Origin of the sequence: Aquimonas sp. (genome assembly GCF_044377145.1) — a bacterium.
Lineage (GTDB): Bacteria > Pseudomonadota > Gammaproteobacteria > Xanthomonadales > Xanthomonadaceae > Aquimonas.
The window spans coordinates 26054-41577 of sequence record NZ_JBILJQ010000006.1 but is presented as its reverse complement, the minus strand read 5'-3'; the positions used below and the strand labels follow the sequence as shown (position 1 = coordinate 41577).

Here is a 15524-nt window from a genome sequence, read left to right as displayed (position 1 = left end):
GTTCCAATCCATCAAAACCGGGGACCACCATGCACATACAGCCGTATCGCCGACTGCAGTCGGGCTTCACTCTCATCGAGGTCATGATCGTCGTGTTGGTTGTGGCCATTCTGGCCGCCATCGCCTTACCGGCCTACAACGAGCAGATCCGCAAATCGCGCCGCGCCACCGCGCAGGCGGCCATGCTGGAAATGTCGCAGTGCATGGAGCGCTTCAACACCGCTAATGGAACTTACGTCGGCGGGGGTGCCCGCTGCCAGCAGGCGGCGACAGATCGCTATACCTACGTGATCAACGTGGCTTCGCGCGTCGCTTTCACCATTGCATCAGAACCCCAAGGCGGACAGGTTTCAGACTCCTGCGGCGCTCTTGGCCTGAATCAAGCTGGCACTCGAACCCACAGCAGCGGCACGAACTGTTGGCAGTAGAAGTTCCGGCGCAGGTTTGAGGAAGTACACGGACGGCGAGCCCAAGGGTTCGCCGTTTCGCTTGTTGGGCCTGGACGTATCCAGGGCCATCGGCCAAGTGCTCTGGGTGCCTTCGCTCGCTGGCGCCAATCGCTGTGAGCGTGGCCGCCGGCGTTCAGCGCAAACCTGGTGGCCGACCCGGTTTCCGTTTCCCACAATCCGGCGGATCACCGAGACGGTTGGACTTTGCATCCATCCGCGCCCATCGCTTCGTAGTTGGTAGCACACGCTGGTGCGGGCACACAGCCTGCTTGCCTGCTCAGCCACGGATTGAAAGAGGGGGACTTCATGCACACCAGGTTCCGCAGTGACTACCGGCGCATCGGGCTCGCAGCCGCGCTCATGTTCGCGCTATCGCCCTCTCTTGCGCAGGAGCGCGCACCCAACCGCAGCGGCAAACTCCTGCTCACCGGCGGCGTATCGCAGCTTGAAGGCAGTGGCGGCGGCGGGCTGACGCCCTGGGCCTTGATCGGCGGCTACGGCACGCGCGATCAGATCGGCGCCAATGCCTACTACACCCGCGTCGATGTCTCCGACTACAGCCTCGACAGCTATGGCGCCCTGGTCGGCTTCTACGATCGGGTTGAGCTCAGCATCAGCCGGCAGGAGTTCGACACCCAGGCGGTGGGTGCAGCGCTTGGCGTCGGCCGCGGCTTCAGCTTCAACCAGGACACGGTTGGCCTGAAGATCAAGCTGTTCGGCGACGCCGTGTACGAGCAGGACAGCTGGCTGCCGCAAGTCTCATTTGGCGCTCAGCACAAGCGCAACGACCAGCCGGACGTGCTCGCTTTTGTGGGCGCGGATCGCCACGACGACATCGACTTCTATCTCTCCGCCACCAAGCTCTACCTCGGCAGCAGCCTGCTGGTGAACGGCAACCTCCGCTACACCCGCGCCAACCAGTTCGGCATTCTCGGTTTCGGTGGCGACCAGCGCAGCAGCCGCAGCCTGCAGTTCGAGGGCAGCATCGCGAGCCTGCTCAGCCGCAATCTTGCGCTTGGCGCGGAGTTCCGCAGCAAGCCCGACAACCTCGGCATCGCCGATGAAGACGCGGCATGGGATGTATTCCTGGCCTGGGCGCCGAGCAAGCACGCCTCACTGACGCTGGCCTATGTCGACCTCGGCAACATCGTGATCGCAGACGACCAGCGCGGCTGGTACGCCAGCCTGCAGTTCGGCTTCTGATAAAGGACATCCGATGAACATTCGTAGCATTGCTCTGCTGGCGGTATTCGCTGCCGCAGCCAGCGTTCTCGCGCCGTCTGCCGTGCACGCCCAGGCGAATCCTGCACCGGCACACCCGGAGCTGCGCCCCGTGCTCGATGAGTTCGGTGGGGTTGATGGCCTCACCGTGCTGATGGACGAGTTCATGGCCCGCCTGCTGGATGACGCCCGCACCCGCGAGTTCTTCGAGTTCTCCGACCAAACGCGCGTGAAGCAACAGCTGGTTGAGCAGTTCTGCGTGATCCTCGGCGGCGACTGCGTTTACAGCGGGCGCAGCATGGCCGAGTCACACCAGGGCCTGGACATCCGCCGCGGCGAATTCAATGCCTTGGTGGAGATCCTGCAGGAGGCCATGGATTCCCGTGGCGTGCCGTTTGCGGCACAGAACAAGCTGCTCGCCAAGCTGGCGCCGATGCATCGTGAGGTAGTGACAAAGTAGGGTGGCCGAGGTTTGTTGGTAGTGGCCGGGCTTTCAATCCACCAAGAGGTCAGCTCGGCGAATTCCGTAGCACCACCGGTTTCGACATGCCCCTCAGATTCGCACTCTGCACTTCCAGCAAGGTCCACGCGCTGCATGCCAGGGTTTGCTCCATAGACAGGCTGTAGCGGAAACCGACCCGATCGGCCAGAGGTGCCAACAACCGCTCGGCCCAGCGCCAGCCACGGGCGCCACTGAAATGATTCAGGACAAAGATGTGCCCTCCGGGACAACACGCTCGCCGCACCTCAGCGAGCAAGGCCTGTGGGTTGGGAGTCACCGAAAGCACATAGGGCAGGGTGACGCAGTCAAAGCTGTCGTCGTCGAACGGCAGTTGCTCTGCATCGGCACACAGCAGGCTGATCTCGCCTGGCTGGCGCTACAGAATGCGCAGCCGCGCTCGCGCTCGCGCCAGCATCTCCGGCGACAAGTTCAAGCCGCAGATCTGTGTATTCGCGGCTTAGCGATGCAGGGCCAGCCCGGTGTTGATGTCCACCTCCAGCCGTCGCCGAGTCGCCTGCATGCGCACCGCATTCGCCATCGCCGCCACGGCGTGCGTCAAGCGCGCGGCCCTACGCGAAGCCGTTCAGCGGCGCATAGGCGCGGTGGGCCTTCAGCAATGCTGCCCTGGTGATTCCGGCCACGTGTGCTCCCGTGTGTGCCCATGGCAATCAGCGTGCTGCGCGTACTTGCGACAACTGCGTTAGCTGCGAGTGCGCCTGCAGTGTCGAGCGCGGCGGCTCGGTCGGCACGCGAGTGTCGGTCCGATCGGCCGGGGAGGGTCGACACGATCGTGCACCAAATGCCGCAGCAGTTGTTGCGCTAGCGGGCGGGCGGGAAAGGTCGAAAACCCCCGACCCAGCTGCCCAGAATCATCGACTTGTCGTACGCTTTTCCACCCCTCTCACCGAGACCACCCATGAGTCGCTGGCGAGCTTTTGCGATCCATCTTGCCATCAGCCTGCTGATCATCGGCGGCTTGGCTTTCGGCCTGTTCTACCTGTGGTATCCGCCGCATCTGCTGGGCTTTGCCAAGGCCGACACCCTGTTCGGCCTAGTGGCGGGGATCGACATCATTGTCGGCCCGTTGTTGACCTTGATCGTGTTCAAGGCAGGCAAGAAATCCCTGCGTTTCGACCTCGCGGTAATCGCGTTGCTGCAGCTGCTGTTTCTTGGCGGCGGCCTGTGGACCGTCTGGACAAGCCGACCGGTGTTTATCGTCGCCGCCATCGATCGCTATGAGCTGGTTTTCGCCAACGAGGTCGATGCGGCAGATCTGGCCAAGGCGACGCTGCCCCAGTTTCAGCGGCTGCCGATGTTCGGCCCAGTTTTGGTGGGCTTGCGCAAGGCCGAAGGTCAGGAGGAGTTTTTCGAGGCGCTGGAGGGCGGGCCGACCAGCCGCCGGCCGCAGTTCTATGTTGAGTTGCCTGCCGCTGCGCGGGAGGTGCTGGCGCGGGCGCGCACGCCGGGCGAGCTGCAGGCTTTCGACAGCTTCTTCAACCCCGATCGGATCGAGAGGGTCGCTGAAGCACTGAGCGCTTCGCCTGAGGCGCGGCTGGTGCCGTTCATGTCGGTACGTGGAGACATGCTGCTGGAGCTGGACCCCGAAACCGGGCTGCCGCGCCGATACATCGATCCCTCCCATCCTTGAGTTTGCAGTTCGCCGCCGGAGCTGCTGGCCGCCTTCTGACAATTTGCGTCACAATTCGCCGCGTAGTCCCGGATGCCGATTGACTGCACCCCGGAGCATCGTGAGCACCGACACAATCGTTTCGCGAGCGTAACAACCTGCCGAAGTTTTGGTGTTGGGGATCTAAGCAAACCATTGAATTTTAATGGTAATTTAGATCCATCCGCATCACGGCAAAGGTTGGCACGCTTGCTGCTTTAACCTCTCTGCACGCAACGCAGTGCTGGCTCGAAGGGCCAAGGATTCGGCGAGAAGCCAGTCCGGCGCGGCGTGAAACTGAAGCACCCCAACTCAACTTGTTTTCCCGGGAGATACACCATGAAGAAGCAGAGCGGCTTTACCCTGATCGAACTGATGATCGTCGTCGCCATCATTGGCATCCTGGCCGCCATCGCGCTGCCGGCTTACCAGGACTACACCATCCGCGCCCGCGTCTCTGAGGCGGCTGTGCTGGCCTCGGGCGCCAAGGCGACTGTCGGCGAGAACATCGCCAATGCGGGCGGCGTCATCGGCGCCGGTTCATGCGCTGGTGTTGACGTGACCGCGCCGGCAACCGTGAACGTGGCCACCTTTGGCTGCGCAGACGCCACTGGCGTGATCACCGTGGGCACCACTGCGGCGGCCGGCGGCGTGACGCTCACGTTTACGCCGGCTCTTGGCGTTGGCGCTGTCGGGACAACGTGGGCTTGCGCGCAGACGGCCGGTCAGCCCCAGCATGTCCCGGCCGAGTGCCGCTAAGCAGCCGATAGGCTTCGGGCAAGGCTGGCCGGTACGGGGCCACGGCTGAAGTGCGATTCTGCGGACGGCGGTTAGAAATCTAGCCGCCGTCTTTGCGTTCAAGGGGGCTGAACGTGAACAAGAACACCGGATTCACCTTGATCGAGCTGATGATTGTGGTCGCGATCATCGGCATCCTGGCGGCGATTGCCTTGCCTGCGTACCAGGACTACACCATACGGGCGCGGGTGGCCGAAGCCGTCACCTTGGCGTCGCACGCCAAGACGACCGTGACCGAAAATATCCAGAACAACAACATTCTCGACGCGCGCGCTTGCGATGGCGTGCAGATCACCCCGCCTTCGACCGATAACGTGGCGACCTACACGTGCGCGAACGGCATCGTCACCATCGGCACGACGCCCAGGGCCGGTAGTGTCACTCTCGATTTCCGGCCTTCGATAGGCGTGGCCCAGAACATTATCTGGGAATGCGTGCTGACGGCGGGCGCCGCCCAGCATGTACCTGCCGAGTGTCGCTGAGGCCGTATTTCTTCCACGATCTGATGTTTTGCTCGACTCGGTTCCGCGCCTGGGCATAGTTCAGGCGCAAGCTTGCCGGGAATCCTGGCGTTGCATTTCGTGACACTCTTCGCGGAACCGGCTGTTCGCCGCGACTTATGTGCTGTGTTTCGGTAAGAGCATGCGGTAAAGTCCTGTTCAGACACGCATAAGCCTCGGAGCAGCCCCGCATGAATGGTCCGGCCACCGTCAACCTGGTGGGGATTACCGGTATCGCCCGCCGCCTGGTGCAGGACGGTCACTTGGGCGAGGCCGACGCGCGCAAGGGCATCGAGGAAACGTCCGGTAAGGACAAGCAGCCGATGGCGGTCTGGCTGGCCGCGCGCGGCCTGGTCAGCGGCAACCAGATCGCGGCGGCGCAGGCGGTCGAGTTCGGCATGCCCCTGGTCGATGTGCAAGCCATGGACAGCGCGCAGATGCCAGTGCGCTTGATCGATGAAAAGCTGATCACCCAGCACCGCGCCCTGCCGCTGTACAAGCGCGGCAATCGGCTGTTTGTGGGCATCGCCGACCCCACCAATACCCGCGGCCTGGACGAGATCAAGTTCGCTGCCAATCTGACCGTTGAGCCTATCTTGGTTGCGCAGGATGCGCTGGACCGCGCGATCGAGAATGCGCTGTCGGCGGCGGACGCCAGCGTTGGCGATATGGAGGATTCCGAAGGGCTGGAGAACCTCGAGCTCGGCGACACCAGCGATGAGGGCGATGCGGCCGGCGGCGTGGATGCCCGCGGCGACGATACCCCAGTGGTGCGCTTCGTCAACAAGATGCTGGTGGATGCGATCAAGCGCGGCGCCTCGGATATCCACTTCGAGCCCTACGAGGCCGAGTACCGCGTGCGCTTCCGCATGGACGGCATTCTCAAGACCATCGCCAAGCCGCCGGTGAAACTGAGCCCGCGGATTTCCTCCCGCCTGAAGGTGATGTCGGCCTTGGATATCGCCGAGCGGCGCGTGCCGCAGGACGGCCGTATCAAGCTCAATCTTTCCAAGACCAAGTCGATGGACTTTCGCGTCAGCACTTGCCCGACCCTGTTCGGCGAAAAGATCGTGCTGCGCATCTTGGATGGCAGCGCGGCCAAGCTGGGCATCGACAAGCTCGGCTACGAGGACGACCAGAAGAAACTGTTCCTGGACGCAATCGACAAGCCTTACGGCATGGTGCTGGTGACCGGCCCGACGGGTTCGGGAAAGACAGTCTCGCTGTACACCGCGCTGAATATCCTCAACACCGAAGGTCGCAATATCAGCACGGTGGAAGACCCGGTCGAGATCCGCGTGCCGGGCATCAACCAGGTGCAGCAGAACAACAAGCGCGGCATGACCTTCGCCGCCGCCCTGCGCAGCTTTCTGCGCCAGGACCCGGACGTGATCATGGTCGGCGAAATCCGCGACCTCGAAACCGCTGAGATCGCGGTCAAGGCGGCGCAGACTGGCCATATGGTGCTCAGCACCCTGCACACCAATGACGCCCCGCAAACCGTCAGCCGTTTGATGAACATGGGCATCGCGCCCTACAACATCATCAGCTCGGTGAGCCTGGTGATCGCCCAGCGCCTGGCGCGCCGCCTGCACGACTGCAAAAAGCCGATCAATTTGCCCAAACCCGCCCTGTTGGCCGAAGGTTTCAGCGAGGCCGAGATCGATGCCGGCATCACCCTGTACGAGGCGGTGGGCTGCGATGAGTGCAACGAGGGCTACAAGGGCCGCACTGGCATCTACCAGGTGATGCCGCTGACCGAAGAGATCCAGGCCATCATTCTGCAGGGCGGCAATGCGATGCAGATCGCCGCCGCGGCCCTGGCCTCAGGCATCCCCGACCTGCGCAAGAGCGCGCTGAAAAAAGCGCGCAACGGCGTCACCAGCCTCGCCGAAATCAACCGCGTCACCAAGGACTAAGCCATGGCCGTAGCCACCAAAACCGCCGCGCGCCCCAACGCTCGCCCCCTGCCCGTACGCAAGGGCAGCGAACTGCAGACCTTCACTTGGACCGGCAAGGACAAGCGCGGCACGGTGATGAAGGGCGAGCAGTTGGCCAAAAATGCCAATCTGCTGAAGGCCGATCTGCGCCGACAGGGCATTACGCCTGGCAATGTCAAGCCTAAGGCCAAGCCACTATTCGGTTCCGCCGGCAAGACCATCAGCGCGAAGGACATCGCAATCTTCAGCCGTCAGATCGCCACCATGATGAAGTCAGGTGTGCCGCTGGTGCAGAGCTTCGAGATCATTGCCGGCGGCCAGAACAATCCGCGCATGAAGGACATGCTGGACGACATCCGCAGCAATATCGAAAGCGGCAGCACGCTACACGAGGCACTGAAGCGTCACCCGGCGCAGTTTGATGAGCTGTACCAGAACTTGGTCAAGGCCGGCGAAGGTGCCGGTGTGCTGGACACGGTGCTGGACACGATTGCCAGCTACAAGGAAAACACCGAAGCGCTGAAGGCGAAGATCAAGAAGGCCCTGTTGTACCCGATCATTATCATCGTAGTGGCGTTTGGCGTGTCCGCGTTGCTGCTTATTTTTGTTGTGCCACAGTTTGAAACGGTGTTCTCGAATTTTGGCGCGGAGCTGCCGGCATTCACACAGATGATTGTCGCTGCGTCAAAGTTCTTTACTGCCTACTGGTGGGCGATTTTCGGTCTCATCGCAGGAGGCGCGATCGCCCTGTTCCAAGCCAACAAGCGATCGGTGGCCTTTGCGCGCTTCAAGGACCGACTGCTGCTGAAACTCCCCGTGATCGGCCAGATCATGCACAACTCGGCGATCGCTCGCTTTGCGCGCACCTTGGCCACCACCTTCAAGGCCGGCGTGCCGCTGGTCGAGGCGATGGAAACCGTGGCGGGTGCCACCGGCAATATCGTCTACACCGATGCGGTCAATCGCGTGCGCCAGGACATCGCGGTGGGCTATCCGCTGAATACGGCGATGCGCCAAGTCAACCTGTTCCCGCATATGGTGCTCCAGATGACCGCGATCGGTGAAGAAGCCGGCGCGCTGGACACCATGTTGTTCAAGATCGCCGAGTTCTACGAGCGTGAGGTCAATGACGCCGTCGACTCGCTGTCGACCATGCTCGAGCCGTTCATCATGGTGATTATTGGCGTGCTGGTCGGTGGCATGGTGGTGGGTATGTACCTGCCCATCTTCAAGCTCGGCGCTGCGATTTAAGCCGCCGTGCTCGACGCCCTGATCGCCTACCCGGCGCTGGCCATCTCCAGCGCCGCGGTGCTTGGCCTGCTGGTCGGCAGCTTTTTGAATGTGGTGATCCTGCGCTTGCCGCCGCGGATGGAATGGCAGTGGAAGCGCGACGCCCGCGAGGTGCTCGAACTGCCGGAAGACCCCAGCTCGGCGCCGCCCGGCATCGTGGTGAAAGGTTCGCACTGCCCCAAATGCGGGGTAGGGCTGAAGCCCTGGCACAACATCCCGGTATTCAGCTGGCTGGCCCTGCGCGGCCGCTGTCATGGCTGCGGTACTGGCATCAGCTTGCAGTACCCGGCGGTGGAGCTGATCACCGGCCTGCTGTTTGCGGTGGTGGTCTGGCAGTTCGGGGTGAGCTGGCAGGCGCTGGCGGCGCTGGCCTTCACCGCGGTGCTGGTAGCGGCCAGCGGTATCGACCTGCGCACCACCCTGCTGCCGGATGATTTGACCCTGCCGCTGCTGTGGCTGGGCTTGCTGGTGAGCATTTCCGCCTTGTTTGTGGACCCGACTCAGGCGATCTGGGGTGCTGCCGCCGGCTACCTGAGCCTGTGGAGCGTGTACTGGGGCTTCAAGCTGCTGACGGGCAAGGAGGGCATGGGCTACGGGGACTTCAAACTCCTGGCCGCGCTCGGTGCCTGGTGCGGCGCCAGCGGCATCATCCCGATTCTGCTGATGTCTTCAGTGATCGGCGCGATCGTCGGCAGCATCTGGCTCAGCCTCAAAGGCCGCAACAAAGCCACGCCGATCCCCTTCGGCCCCTACCTCGCCGCCGCCGGCTGGGTGCAGTTCCTGTGGGGCGAGCAGATCGTTGGCGCGTACATGCGTTACGCCGGGCTGAGCTGAATTCAGCGCGGTATCGCTTTACCCGCGCAGCGGTGGCCGCGCTGCGCTTGTGCCAACAAGCGCGAGTGACGCGGCGCGCGCCATCGAAGCCGCACGGCGCATCCGCGTACGTGATGTCGTCCTTTGCACGCATGCGCCGAAGCGTGGCCGCGGCGCAGCGCGAGCCGGCAGATCCGCCTAAACTGCGCGGCCCCACGCACTGGACCTGTCATGGCGCTCAAAGCCACCGTCTATCGCGCCGAGCTACAGGTGTCGGATCTGGATCGGCACTACTACGCAACGCATACCCTGACCCTGGCCCAGCATCCGTCCGAGACCGATGCGCGGCTGATGGCGCGCCTGCTCAGCTTCGGCCTGTTCGCCGAAGAGCGGCTGGAGTTCGGCCGTGGCCTGAGCGCCGAAGACGAGCCCGATCTGTGGCTGCGCTCCCTCACCGGCGAGATCGAGCACTGGATCGAGCTCGGCCAGCCCGACGAGGCGCGCATCCGCCGCGCCTGTGGGCGTTCGCGCAAGGTCAGCTTGGTCGGCTACAGCGGCCGCGCGTTTTCGGTGTGGTGGGAGAAGAACGCCAGCGCGCTGGCCCGCTGCGGCAATCTGCAAGTGATCGAATTGCCGCCCGGCTGCGCCGAGGCGATGGCGCCTTTGCTGGCTCGCGGCATGCGCCTGCAGTGCCTGATCCAGGAGGGCGAGGTGCAGCTGATGAGCGATACCGACACCGTCAACGCGACTCCGGTCGTTCTGCAGGCGATCGCCGAACGTGGCTGAAGCGGCGAGCAGCGACGTACTGGTGATCGGCGGCGGTGCGGCCGGATTGTTCTGTGCCCTCACTGCCGGCCAGCGCGGGCGGCGGGTGCGGGTGATCGAGCACGCCAACCGCTGCGGCAAGAAGATCCTGATGTCCGGCGGCGGCCGCTGCAACTTCACCAATACCGGCACCCGGCCGGAGAACTTCCTCTCCGCCAACCCACATTTCTGCAAGTCGGCGCTGGCACGCTACCGGCCCGAGCACTTCATCGCCCTGGTCGAGCGCCACGGCATCGCTTACCACGAGAAAGAACTCGGCCAGCTGTTCTGCGATGACTCGTCCAAGCAGATCGTCAAGATGCTGCTCGACGAATGCGTGGCCGCCGGAGTCGAGGTCCGCACCAGCTGCAGCATCGAGGCGGTCGAGAAGACCGCGGCCGGCTTTCGCCTGCGCACCAGCCAGGGCGTGTTCGACGCGCCGGCGCTGGTGGTTGCGAGCGGCGGTCTGTCGATCCCCAGCATGGGCGCGACCGGCTTCGGCTACGCGCTGGCCCGGCAGTTTGGGCACAGCCTGCTGCCGACCCGCGCCGGGCTGGTGCCGCTGACCTTGAGCGGCAGCCACGCCGAGCGCATGCAGGATCTGGCCGGTGTTGCTCTGCCGGTCATGGCAAGCGCCGGCAGGCAGAGTTTCTCCAACTCGATGCTGATCACCCACCGCGGCATCAGCGGCCCGGCGATCCTGCAGATCTCGTCCTACTGGCAGGCTGGCGAGCCGCTGAGACTGGACCTGCTGCCCGGCGAGGATGCCGGAGCGCGGCTGCAGGCGCTGCGCCTTGAGCGCCCGGATGCCGAGCTGCGCACGCTGCTGTCCGAGCTGCTGCCGAAGCGCTTCGCCCAGCGTCTGTGCGAAGACGCCTTCCAGAGCCGGCCGATGCGCCAGTTCAATCCGAAGGAGCTGCAGCAGATCGGCACAACGCTGAACAACTGGCCGCTGATCGCCAGCGGCACCGAGGGCTACCGCACCGCCGAAGTCACGCTCGGTGGCGTCGACACCCGCGAGCTGTCGTCCAGCACGATGGAGTCAAAACTCTGCCCCGGCCTGTACTTCGTCGGCGAGGTGATGGACGTCACCGGCTGGCTCGGCGGCTACAACTTCCAGTGGGCCTGGGCCTCGGGTCACGCGGCGGGGCAGGCGGTGTGAGGGCTGAGCCTGCGCGTGTTCCGATGGCACTGCGCCGCGGTGTGTGCGGTTGCCCGGCGATCAGTGGAATCGCGCCACGCCTCAATCGATCGACTGCATCAGCACGCCGGCGTGCTCGACCAGCGTGCGCGCGAGGTCGGCGTCGATATCGCCAAAGCCCGCTGAGGCCAGCACCAGGCTGCTGAACGTGACCAGCGTCGCTTGGGCGGCGATGCCGCGCTCCCCGTCCAGATGGCGGCGAGCAACGTCCAGCAGATCGAGCAGGACGGCTGCGCGGCTGCTGCGGATCTGGCCGAGGTCGCGGCCAGCGCGCACATCGGCCTGCAGCAGAACGAGCTGCTCGGCTGCGGCGCGTGGCTCGACAAACACGGCTGCGGTGCGCGCCGGCAGGCTGAAGCGACCGTCGATGGCGCGGAAGGCGGCACCGCGTACGCGGCTGTCGCTGGAGCGACGCAGCACCGGATGCAGGGCGATGCTGCGCCCGCCGAGTGCCGGGAGGGTGTAGTCGACAGCTTGCGGACGTGCATTCACCAGCCCGACGATCCGCCGCCAGCGGCGCTCGGTCAGACCGGCTTCGTCCTTCAGCTCCAGAACGATCAGACCCGGGGTCTGCTCTGGGCCGCTGTTGTGGAACTCGAGATGGCGCTTGACCGAATCGGCCGTGCGCAGCCGGAACAGCTTCGAGCTCATGCGTACGGCAGTCATCTCGATCACATGGTCCAGCGTCGACTGCATGTGCGCGCGCTGCGGGCGCAGGCCAAGATTGGCCAGCAGGGGACGCAGCAGCGGCCACACGGCTTCGTTCTTGTCCGCTGGCGGCAGGCCTCGGCCCCAGTTACTGCGATTGAGCGTCCAGTCGATGGCATTGAACCAGTCGCCGCTGTTGTAGCTGTCGCGGTCGCCCGACTTCGAGCGCAGGATTTCCTGCCCTGCATGGAAGAACGGAATGCCCTGTCCGAGCAGCATCAGGCTGTGGCCGAGGTTCTGTACACGCACGCGCTCGGCCAGCGGTGTGTCAGCAGCCAGCTTGATCTGCAGCACGTCGAACAGGGTCTCGTTGTCGTGCGCCTCGATGTACTTGATGTGCTCGGCCGGGTCGCCGGTGTAGCCGGCACGCTGGCCGAAGTAGTCGATGGCGTCGGCGCGCACCCGTTGGCCCTGGGCGTTGATCAGCTCGAAGTCGGCAAGGTCGCCGGCCAGGCCGATGCGCACCCAGTCGCTGAGCTGGCGCAGCTGGGCGAATGCGCCTTCGCCGCCGCCCTGGAAGCCATTCGGCGCCAGCGCCAGGCCTGAGATGAAACCCTGCTCGCGGATATCGCCAAACGGATTGCCGCCGCGGATGGCATCGCGCGAGCGATCGCTGAAGGTGCCGATGCCGGTGCCGGCGAGGTTGGCCTGGGTGGCCTGCACGAAGCGCGCATTGTTGGCGACTTCGCCGAAATTCCAGCCTTCGCCGTACAGGACGATGCTGCGGCCATCGATGCCGTCGCGCGCCAGGGTGAGCGCGTCGAGCGCGGCGCGCAGCTTCAGCAGGTTGTCGCGGCTGTGGTGGCCCATCAGATCGAAGCGGAAGCCATCGACCCGGTAGGCCTTGGCCCACACCAGCACCGAGTCGATCAACAGCCGCTCCATCATCGCGTGCTCGCTGGCGGTGTTGGGACAGCAGCTGCTCTGCTCGACGTAACCGGCGTTGTTCAGACGGTGGTAGTAGCCGGGCACCACGCGGTCGAGCACCGACTTCGCATTCTGGCCGGCCGCATTGGTGTGGTTGTAGACCACGTCCATCACCACGCGCAGGCCGGAAAGGTTCAGTGTCTGCACCATCTGGCGGAATTCGCGGATGCGCGTCGGGCCATCCGGATCGGTCGCGTAGCTGCCTTCCGGCACTGTGTAGTGCCAGGGGTCGTAGCCCCAGTTGAAGCCATCGGCGTCTCGAATCGCGCTGGTCAGCGCCTGCTGATCGGTCGAGTCCGGCGGCAGTGCGTCGAGCGTGGCAAACGGCACGCTCTGCTGAGCGCTGCGGCGCTCGGCGATATTGGCCTGGTCGAAGGCAGGCAGCAGGTGAACGTGGGTGAAGCCGGCTTTGGCCAGTCGGCGCAGATGGCGCATGCCGTCCGACTGCGGACGCGCGAACGCGGCGAAAGTGCCGCGCTCGCTGGCCGGCACGCCGCTGTCGCCGATGCTGAAATCGCGCACATGCAGTTCGTAGATCAGGCTGTCTTCGTGGGCGGTGAGCACGGGTTTCGGGGTCAGCCGGAACAGCGGCGGCATCAGCGCGGCCTCGCTCAGGTCAACGATCTGCGACAGCGTGCTGTCGGCCGCCAGGCTCAGGCTGTAGGGGTCGGTGACGCGATTGGTTTCGATGCGTCGGGTGCTGGGTGCATACACCTCGACTTCGTACAGGTAGAACCTGCGATTCCACGCTCGCGCGCCGCTGACGCTCCAGACGCCACTGACCGCATCGAACTGCATGCTGTGGCGGGTGGGCGTTGCGGTCGGATCGCTGTCGTTGAACAGCAGCAGGTGAACAGATTTCGCCGTCGGCGCCCAAAGGTTCAGGGTGACGCCGGTGCTGTTGAGCACGGGCCCAAGCGGACGCTCGGTGGTGTAGAGCGCGTCCAGCACGCCGGGAATCTGCACCGCGGTCGCATCCAGCGGTTGATCGCTGGCGCTGCGCGCGGCCAGGGCCAGCTGACCACGCAGCAGTTCGGCCAGCTCGGCGCGCGGCAGTTCCGGCAGGCGCAGCGCGCGGTAGCCGGCCAGGTGAGGGAAGCGCGCGCGTTGTGCTGCGCTCAGCCCGCCGCTGACGACGGTCAGTTCAATCGAGCGGCCGCCTTCGACGCCCTCGCTGCCCAGTCGCAGGCCGGCCTCAGCATCCGCATGCAGGGCAAAACGGGCGCTGTCGTTGCCACCGCTCCAGGCCAGCGTTCGCGCATCGATAAAATGCGCGCGCGCTTCCGCCAAGCTACCGCGTGGCGCGACGGCGCTGCTCGAGATGGTCAGCAGCTTGCTGGCATTGACGAAGCTGAAGTAAGTCAGGCCGCAGCCCTCGGGCACCTCGAAGGCGATGTTGGCACCCCCGGCGGCGCCACCCGCGCCGTAGTTCTCATCCCAGCCTTCGTTGATGGCCACCTTGGCCTCATAGCTACCGGCGGGCAGCCGCGCATCAAGCGTGTATATGCCATCGCCGTCCGGGTCCTGCAGCCAGCTGGCCAGGCAGGCGGGCTGCCAGTCGGCCGCGCAGCCAAGTTCGCTCTGGAAGCTGCCGGCGGCGACCGCGATGGTCGCGCTGCGGCTGTCGGTGACCCACTTGCTGGCAGGCGAAAAGTAGAAGCGCACAGCGCCCGAGCTGCTCAGGTTCAGCGGGATGTTGGCGCCGCCGCGCTCGGCGTTCAGGCCATAGTTCTCGTCCCAGCTGCCGTTCAATGCGGCCTTGTATTCGTAGCTGCCTGCAGGCAGGTTGAACTCGCCGCGCCACAGATCGTTCTGCGCCGAATAGATCAGCTGGGTGTCGACACAGGCCGGGCTCCAGTTGTCGGCGCAGCCCAGCGCCTGCTGCAGGCTGCCTGCAATCGTGACGCTGTCCGGCTGTGGCGGTGCGCTGGCGGGGGCGATGCTCAGCGCGTTGCTGAGGCCATCGAAACGGAACTCGGTCAGCGTGCAGGCGCCAGCGACTTCGAACGGAATGTTGGCGCCGCCCTGCGTGCCGCCGGCGCCGTAGTTGATGTCCCAGCTTTCGTTCATCGCCACCTTGGCCTCGAAGCTGCCGGCCGGCAGCGCGATCCGGTGCGAGTAGCTGCCGTCGTCCTCGGGGTCTTCAAGCCAGCCGCGCAGGCAGGAGGGATCCCAGTTGCTGCTGCAGCCGATCGCCTGCTGGAAGTTGCCGACCGCGACCGGAATCAGCTGATTGCGGTCATCGGCGACGGCGTTTCTGCCACTGCGGAAGTAGAACTTCACCGCAGCCGGGTCGTTCAGTGTCAGCGCGATATTGGCCCCACCCGGCGCGCCGCCGGCGCCGAAGTTCAGGTCCCAGCTGCCGTTGAGCGCGACCTTGTACTCATAGTTGCCGGCCGCTAGCGGAAACCGCTGCTGCCAGACGCCATCTTCTTCGTCGAAGGCCAGCGCCGAGGCCTCGCAGGGCGGCGCCCAGTTCTCGCTGCAACCAATCGCCTGCTGCAGGCTGCCGACCAGGGTGATGCGATCTGGTTGCGTGCTTTGGGCATGCAGGCCGGTGGCGGTGATCAGGGCGAGGGCGGCGGTGACTGCGACGATTGAACGATGCATACGGGGTGCTCGAAGAATGGGCATGAGGGATTCCTGATGGGTGCGGTCAGGCATCCAGTGCGTGTCGACCTTGGCGAACTTTGGATGGGACGCTC

Annotated in this window: 13 protein-coding genes; 11 read left to right on the top strand and 2 right to left on the bottom strand. The window is 64.7% G+C overall.

From position 1 onward, the window contains the following. The first annotated feature begins 29 nt into the window (after positions 1–29). The 3 genes from ACIQ7H_RS03485 (at position 30) to ACIQ7H_RS03475 (ending at position 2130) form a co-directional block, all read left to right on the top strand. A complete protein-coding gene (locus ACIQ7H_RS03485; protein WP_395788428.1) occupies positions 30–428 on the top strand; it encodes a type IV pilin protein in 399 nt (132 codons plus the stop codon). 327 nt (positions 429–755) lie between these two features. Beyond that, positions 756–1652 carry a DUF3034 family protein gene (locus ACIQ7H_RS03480; RefSeq protein ID WP_395788426.1) on the top strand — a complete coding sequence of 299 codons (897 nt, stop codon included), beginning with the start codon at positions 756–758 and terminating at the stop codon, positions 1650–1652. Positions 1653–1665: 13 nt separating this feature from the next. Then, positions 1666–2130 carry a group 1 truncated hemoglobin gene (locus ACIQ7H_RS03475; protein ID WP_395788424.1) on the top strand — a complete coding sequence of 155 codons (465 nt, stop codon included), beginning with the start codon at positions 1666–1668 and terminating at the stop codon, positions 2128–2130. Between the two features lie 49 nt (positions 2131–2179). On the opposite strand, the gene ACIQ7H_RS03470 is transcribed toward ACIQ7H_RS03475, so the two are convergent. Beyond that, complete coding sequence (locus tag ACIQ7H_RS03470) at positions 2180–2524, bottom strand: class I SAM-dependent methyltransferase (RefSeq protein ID WP_395788523.1); 345 nt, start codon at positions 2522–2524, stop codon at positions 2180–2182. 564 nt (positions 2525–3088) lie between these two features. Between ACIQ7H_RS03470 and ACIQ7H_RS03465 the strand changes: the two genes are divergently transcribed. From ACIQ7H_RS03465 to ACIQ7H_RS03430, 8 genes are all read left to right on the top strand, one after another. Continuing rightward, a complete protein-coding gene (locus tag ACIQ7H_RS03465; RefSeq protein ID WP_395788422.1) occupies positions 3089–3820 on the top strand; it encodes a hypothetical protein in 732 nt (243 codons plus the stop codon). 357 nt (positions 3821–4177) lie between these two features. Next, on the top strand, positions 4178–4597 hold the full coding sequence (locus ACIQ7H_RS03460; protein ID WP_395788420.1) for a pilin: 420 nt from the start codon (positions 4178–4180) through the stop codon (positions 4595–4597). Between the two features lie 113 nt (positions 4598–4710). Further along, positions 4711–5118, top strand: coding sequence for a prepilin-type N-terminal cleavage/methylation domain-containing protein (locus tag ACIQ7H_RS03455; RefSeq protein ID WP_395788418.1), 408 nt, complete (start codon positions 4711–4713; stop codon positions 5116–5118). Positions 5119–5327: 209 nt separating this feature from the next. Beyond that, positions 5328–7055 (top strand): type IV-A pilus assembly ATPase PilB, encoded by a 1728-nt coding sequence (pilB, locus tag ACIQ7H_RS03450; protein ID WP_395788416.1) that lies wholly within the window; start codon positions 5328–5330, stop codon positions 7053–7055. Positions 7056–7058: 3 nt separating this feature from the next. Then, positions 7059–8327, top strand: a complete 1269-nt coding sequence (locus tag ACIQ7H_RS03445) for a type II secretion system F family protein (RefSeq protein ID WP_395788414.1) — start codon at positions 7059–7061, stop codon at positions 8325–8327. Between the two features lie 6 nt (positions 8328–8333). Next, a complete protein-coding gene (locus ACIQ7H_RS03440; RefSeq protein ID WP_395788412.1) occupies positions 8334–9200 on the top strand; it encodes a prepilin peptidase in 867 nt (288 codons plus the stop codon). 210 nt (positions 9201–9410) lie between these two features. Next, a complete protein-coding gene (locus ACIQ7H_RS03435) occupies positions 9411–9965 on the top strand; it encodes a YaeQ family protein (protein WP_395788410.1) in 555 nt (184 codons plus the stop codon). Beyond that, the gene (locus ACIQ7H_RS03430) at positions 9958–11145 is read left to right on the top strand and encodes an NAD(P)/FAD-dependent oxidoreductase (RefSeq protein WP_395788408.1); all 1188 of its coding nucleotides are present in this window, start codon (positions 9958–9960) and stop codon (positions 11143–11145) included. The genes ACIQ7H_RS03435 and ACIQ7H_RS03430 overlap by 8 nt, the downstream gene beginning before the upstream one ends. Positions 11146–11226: 81 nt before the next feature. Here the strand turns inward: ACIQ7H_RS03430 and pulA are convergent, their stop codons facing one another. Further along, positions 11227–15429 carry a pullulanase-type alpha-1,6-glucosidase gene (gene pulA / locus ACIQ7H_RS03425; RefSeq protein WP_395788406.1) on the bottom strand — a complete coding sequence of 1401 codons (4203 nt, stop codon included), beginning with the start codon at positions 15427–15429 and terminating at the stop codon, positions 11227–11229. Between the last annotated feature and the right edge of the window lie 95 nt (positions 15430–15524).

Bases quoted from the DNA above. Each gene is read 5' to 3' on its own strand.
- ACIQ7H_RS03460 (WP_395788420.1), top strand. From the start codon at position 4,178: ATGAAGAAGCAGAGCGGCTTTACCCTGATCGAACTGATGATCGTCGTC.
- ACIQ7H_RS03475 (WP_395788424.1), top strand. From the start codon at position 1,666: ATGAACATTCGTAGCATTGCTCTGCTGGCGGTATTCGCTGCCGCAGCC.
- pulA (WP_395788406.1), bottom strand. From the start codon at position 15,429: ATGCATCGTTCAATCGTCGCAGTCACCGCCGCCCTCGCCCTGATCACC.
- ACIQ7H_RS03435 (WP_395788410.1), top strand. From the start codon at position 9,411: ATGGCGCTCAAAGCCACCGTCTATCGCGCCGAGCTACAGGTGTCGGAT.
- ACIQ7H_RS03445 (WP_395788414.1), top strand. From the start codon at position 7,059: ATGGCCGTAGCCACCAAAACCGCCGCGCGCCCCAACGCTCGCCCCCTG.
- ACIQ7H_RS03485 (WP_395788428.1), top strand. From the start codon at position 30: ATGCACATACAGCCGTATCGCCGACTGCAGTCGGGCTTCACTCTCATC.
- ACIQ7H_RS03465 (WP_395788422.1), top strand. From the start codon at position 3,089: ATGAGTCGCTGGCGAGCTTTTGCGATCCATCTTGCCATCAGCCTGCTG.
- pilB (WP_395788416.1), top strand. From the start codon at position 5,328: ATGAATGGTCCGGCCACCGTCAACCTGGTGGGGATTACCGGTATCGCC.
- ACIQ7H_RS03480 (WP_395788426.1), top strand. From the start codon at position 756: ATGCACACCAGGTTCCGCAGTGACTACCGGCGCATCGGGCTCGCAGCC.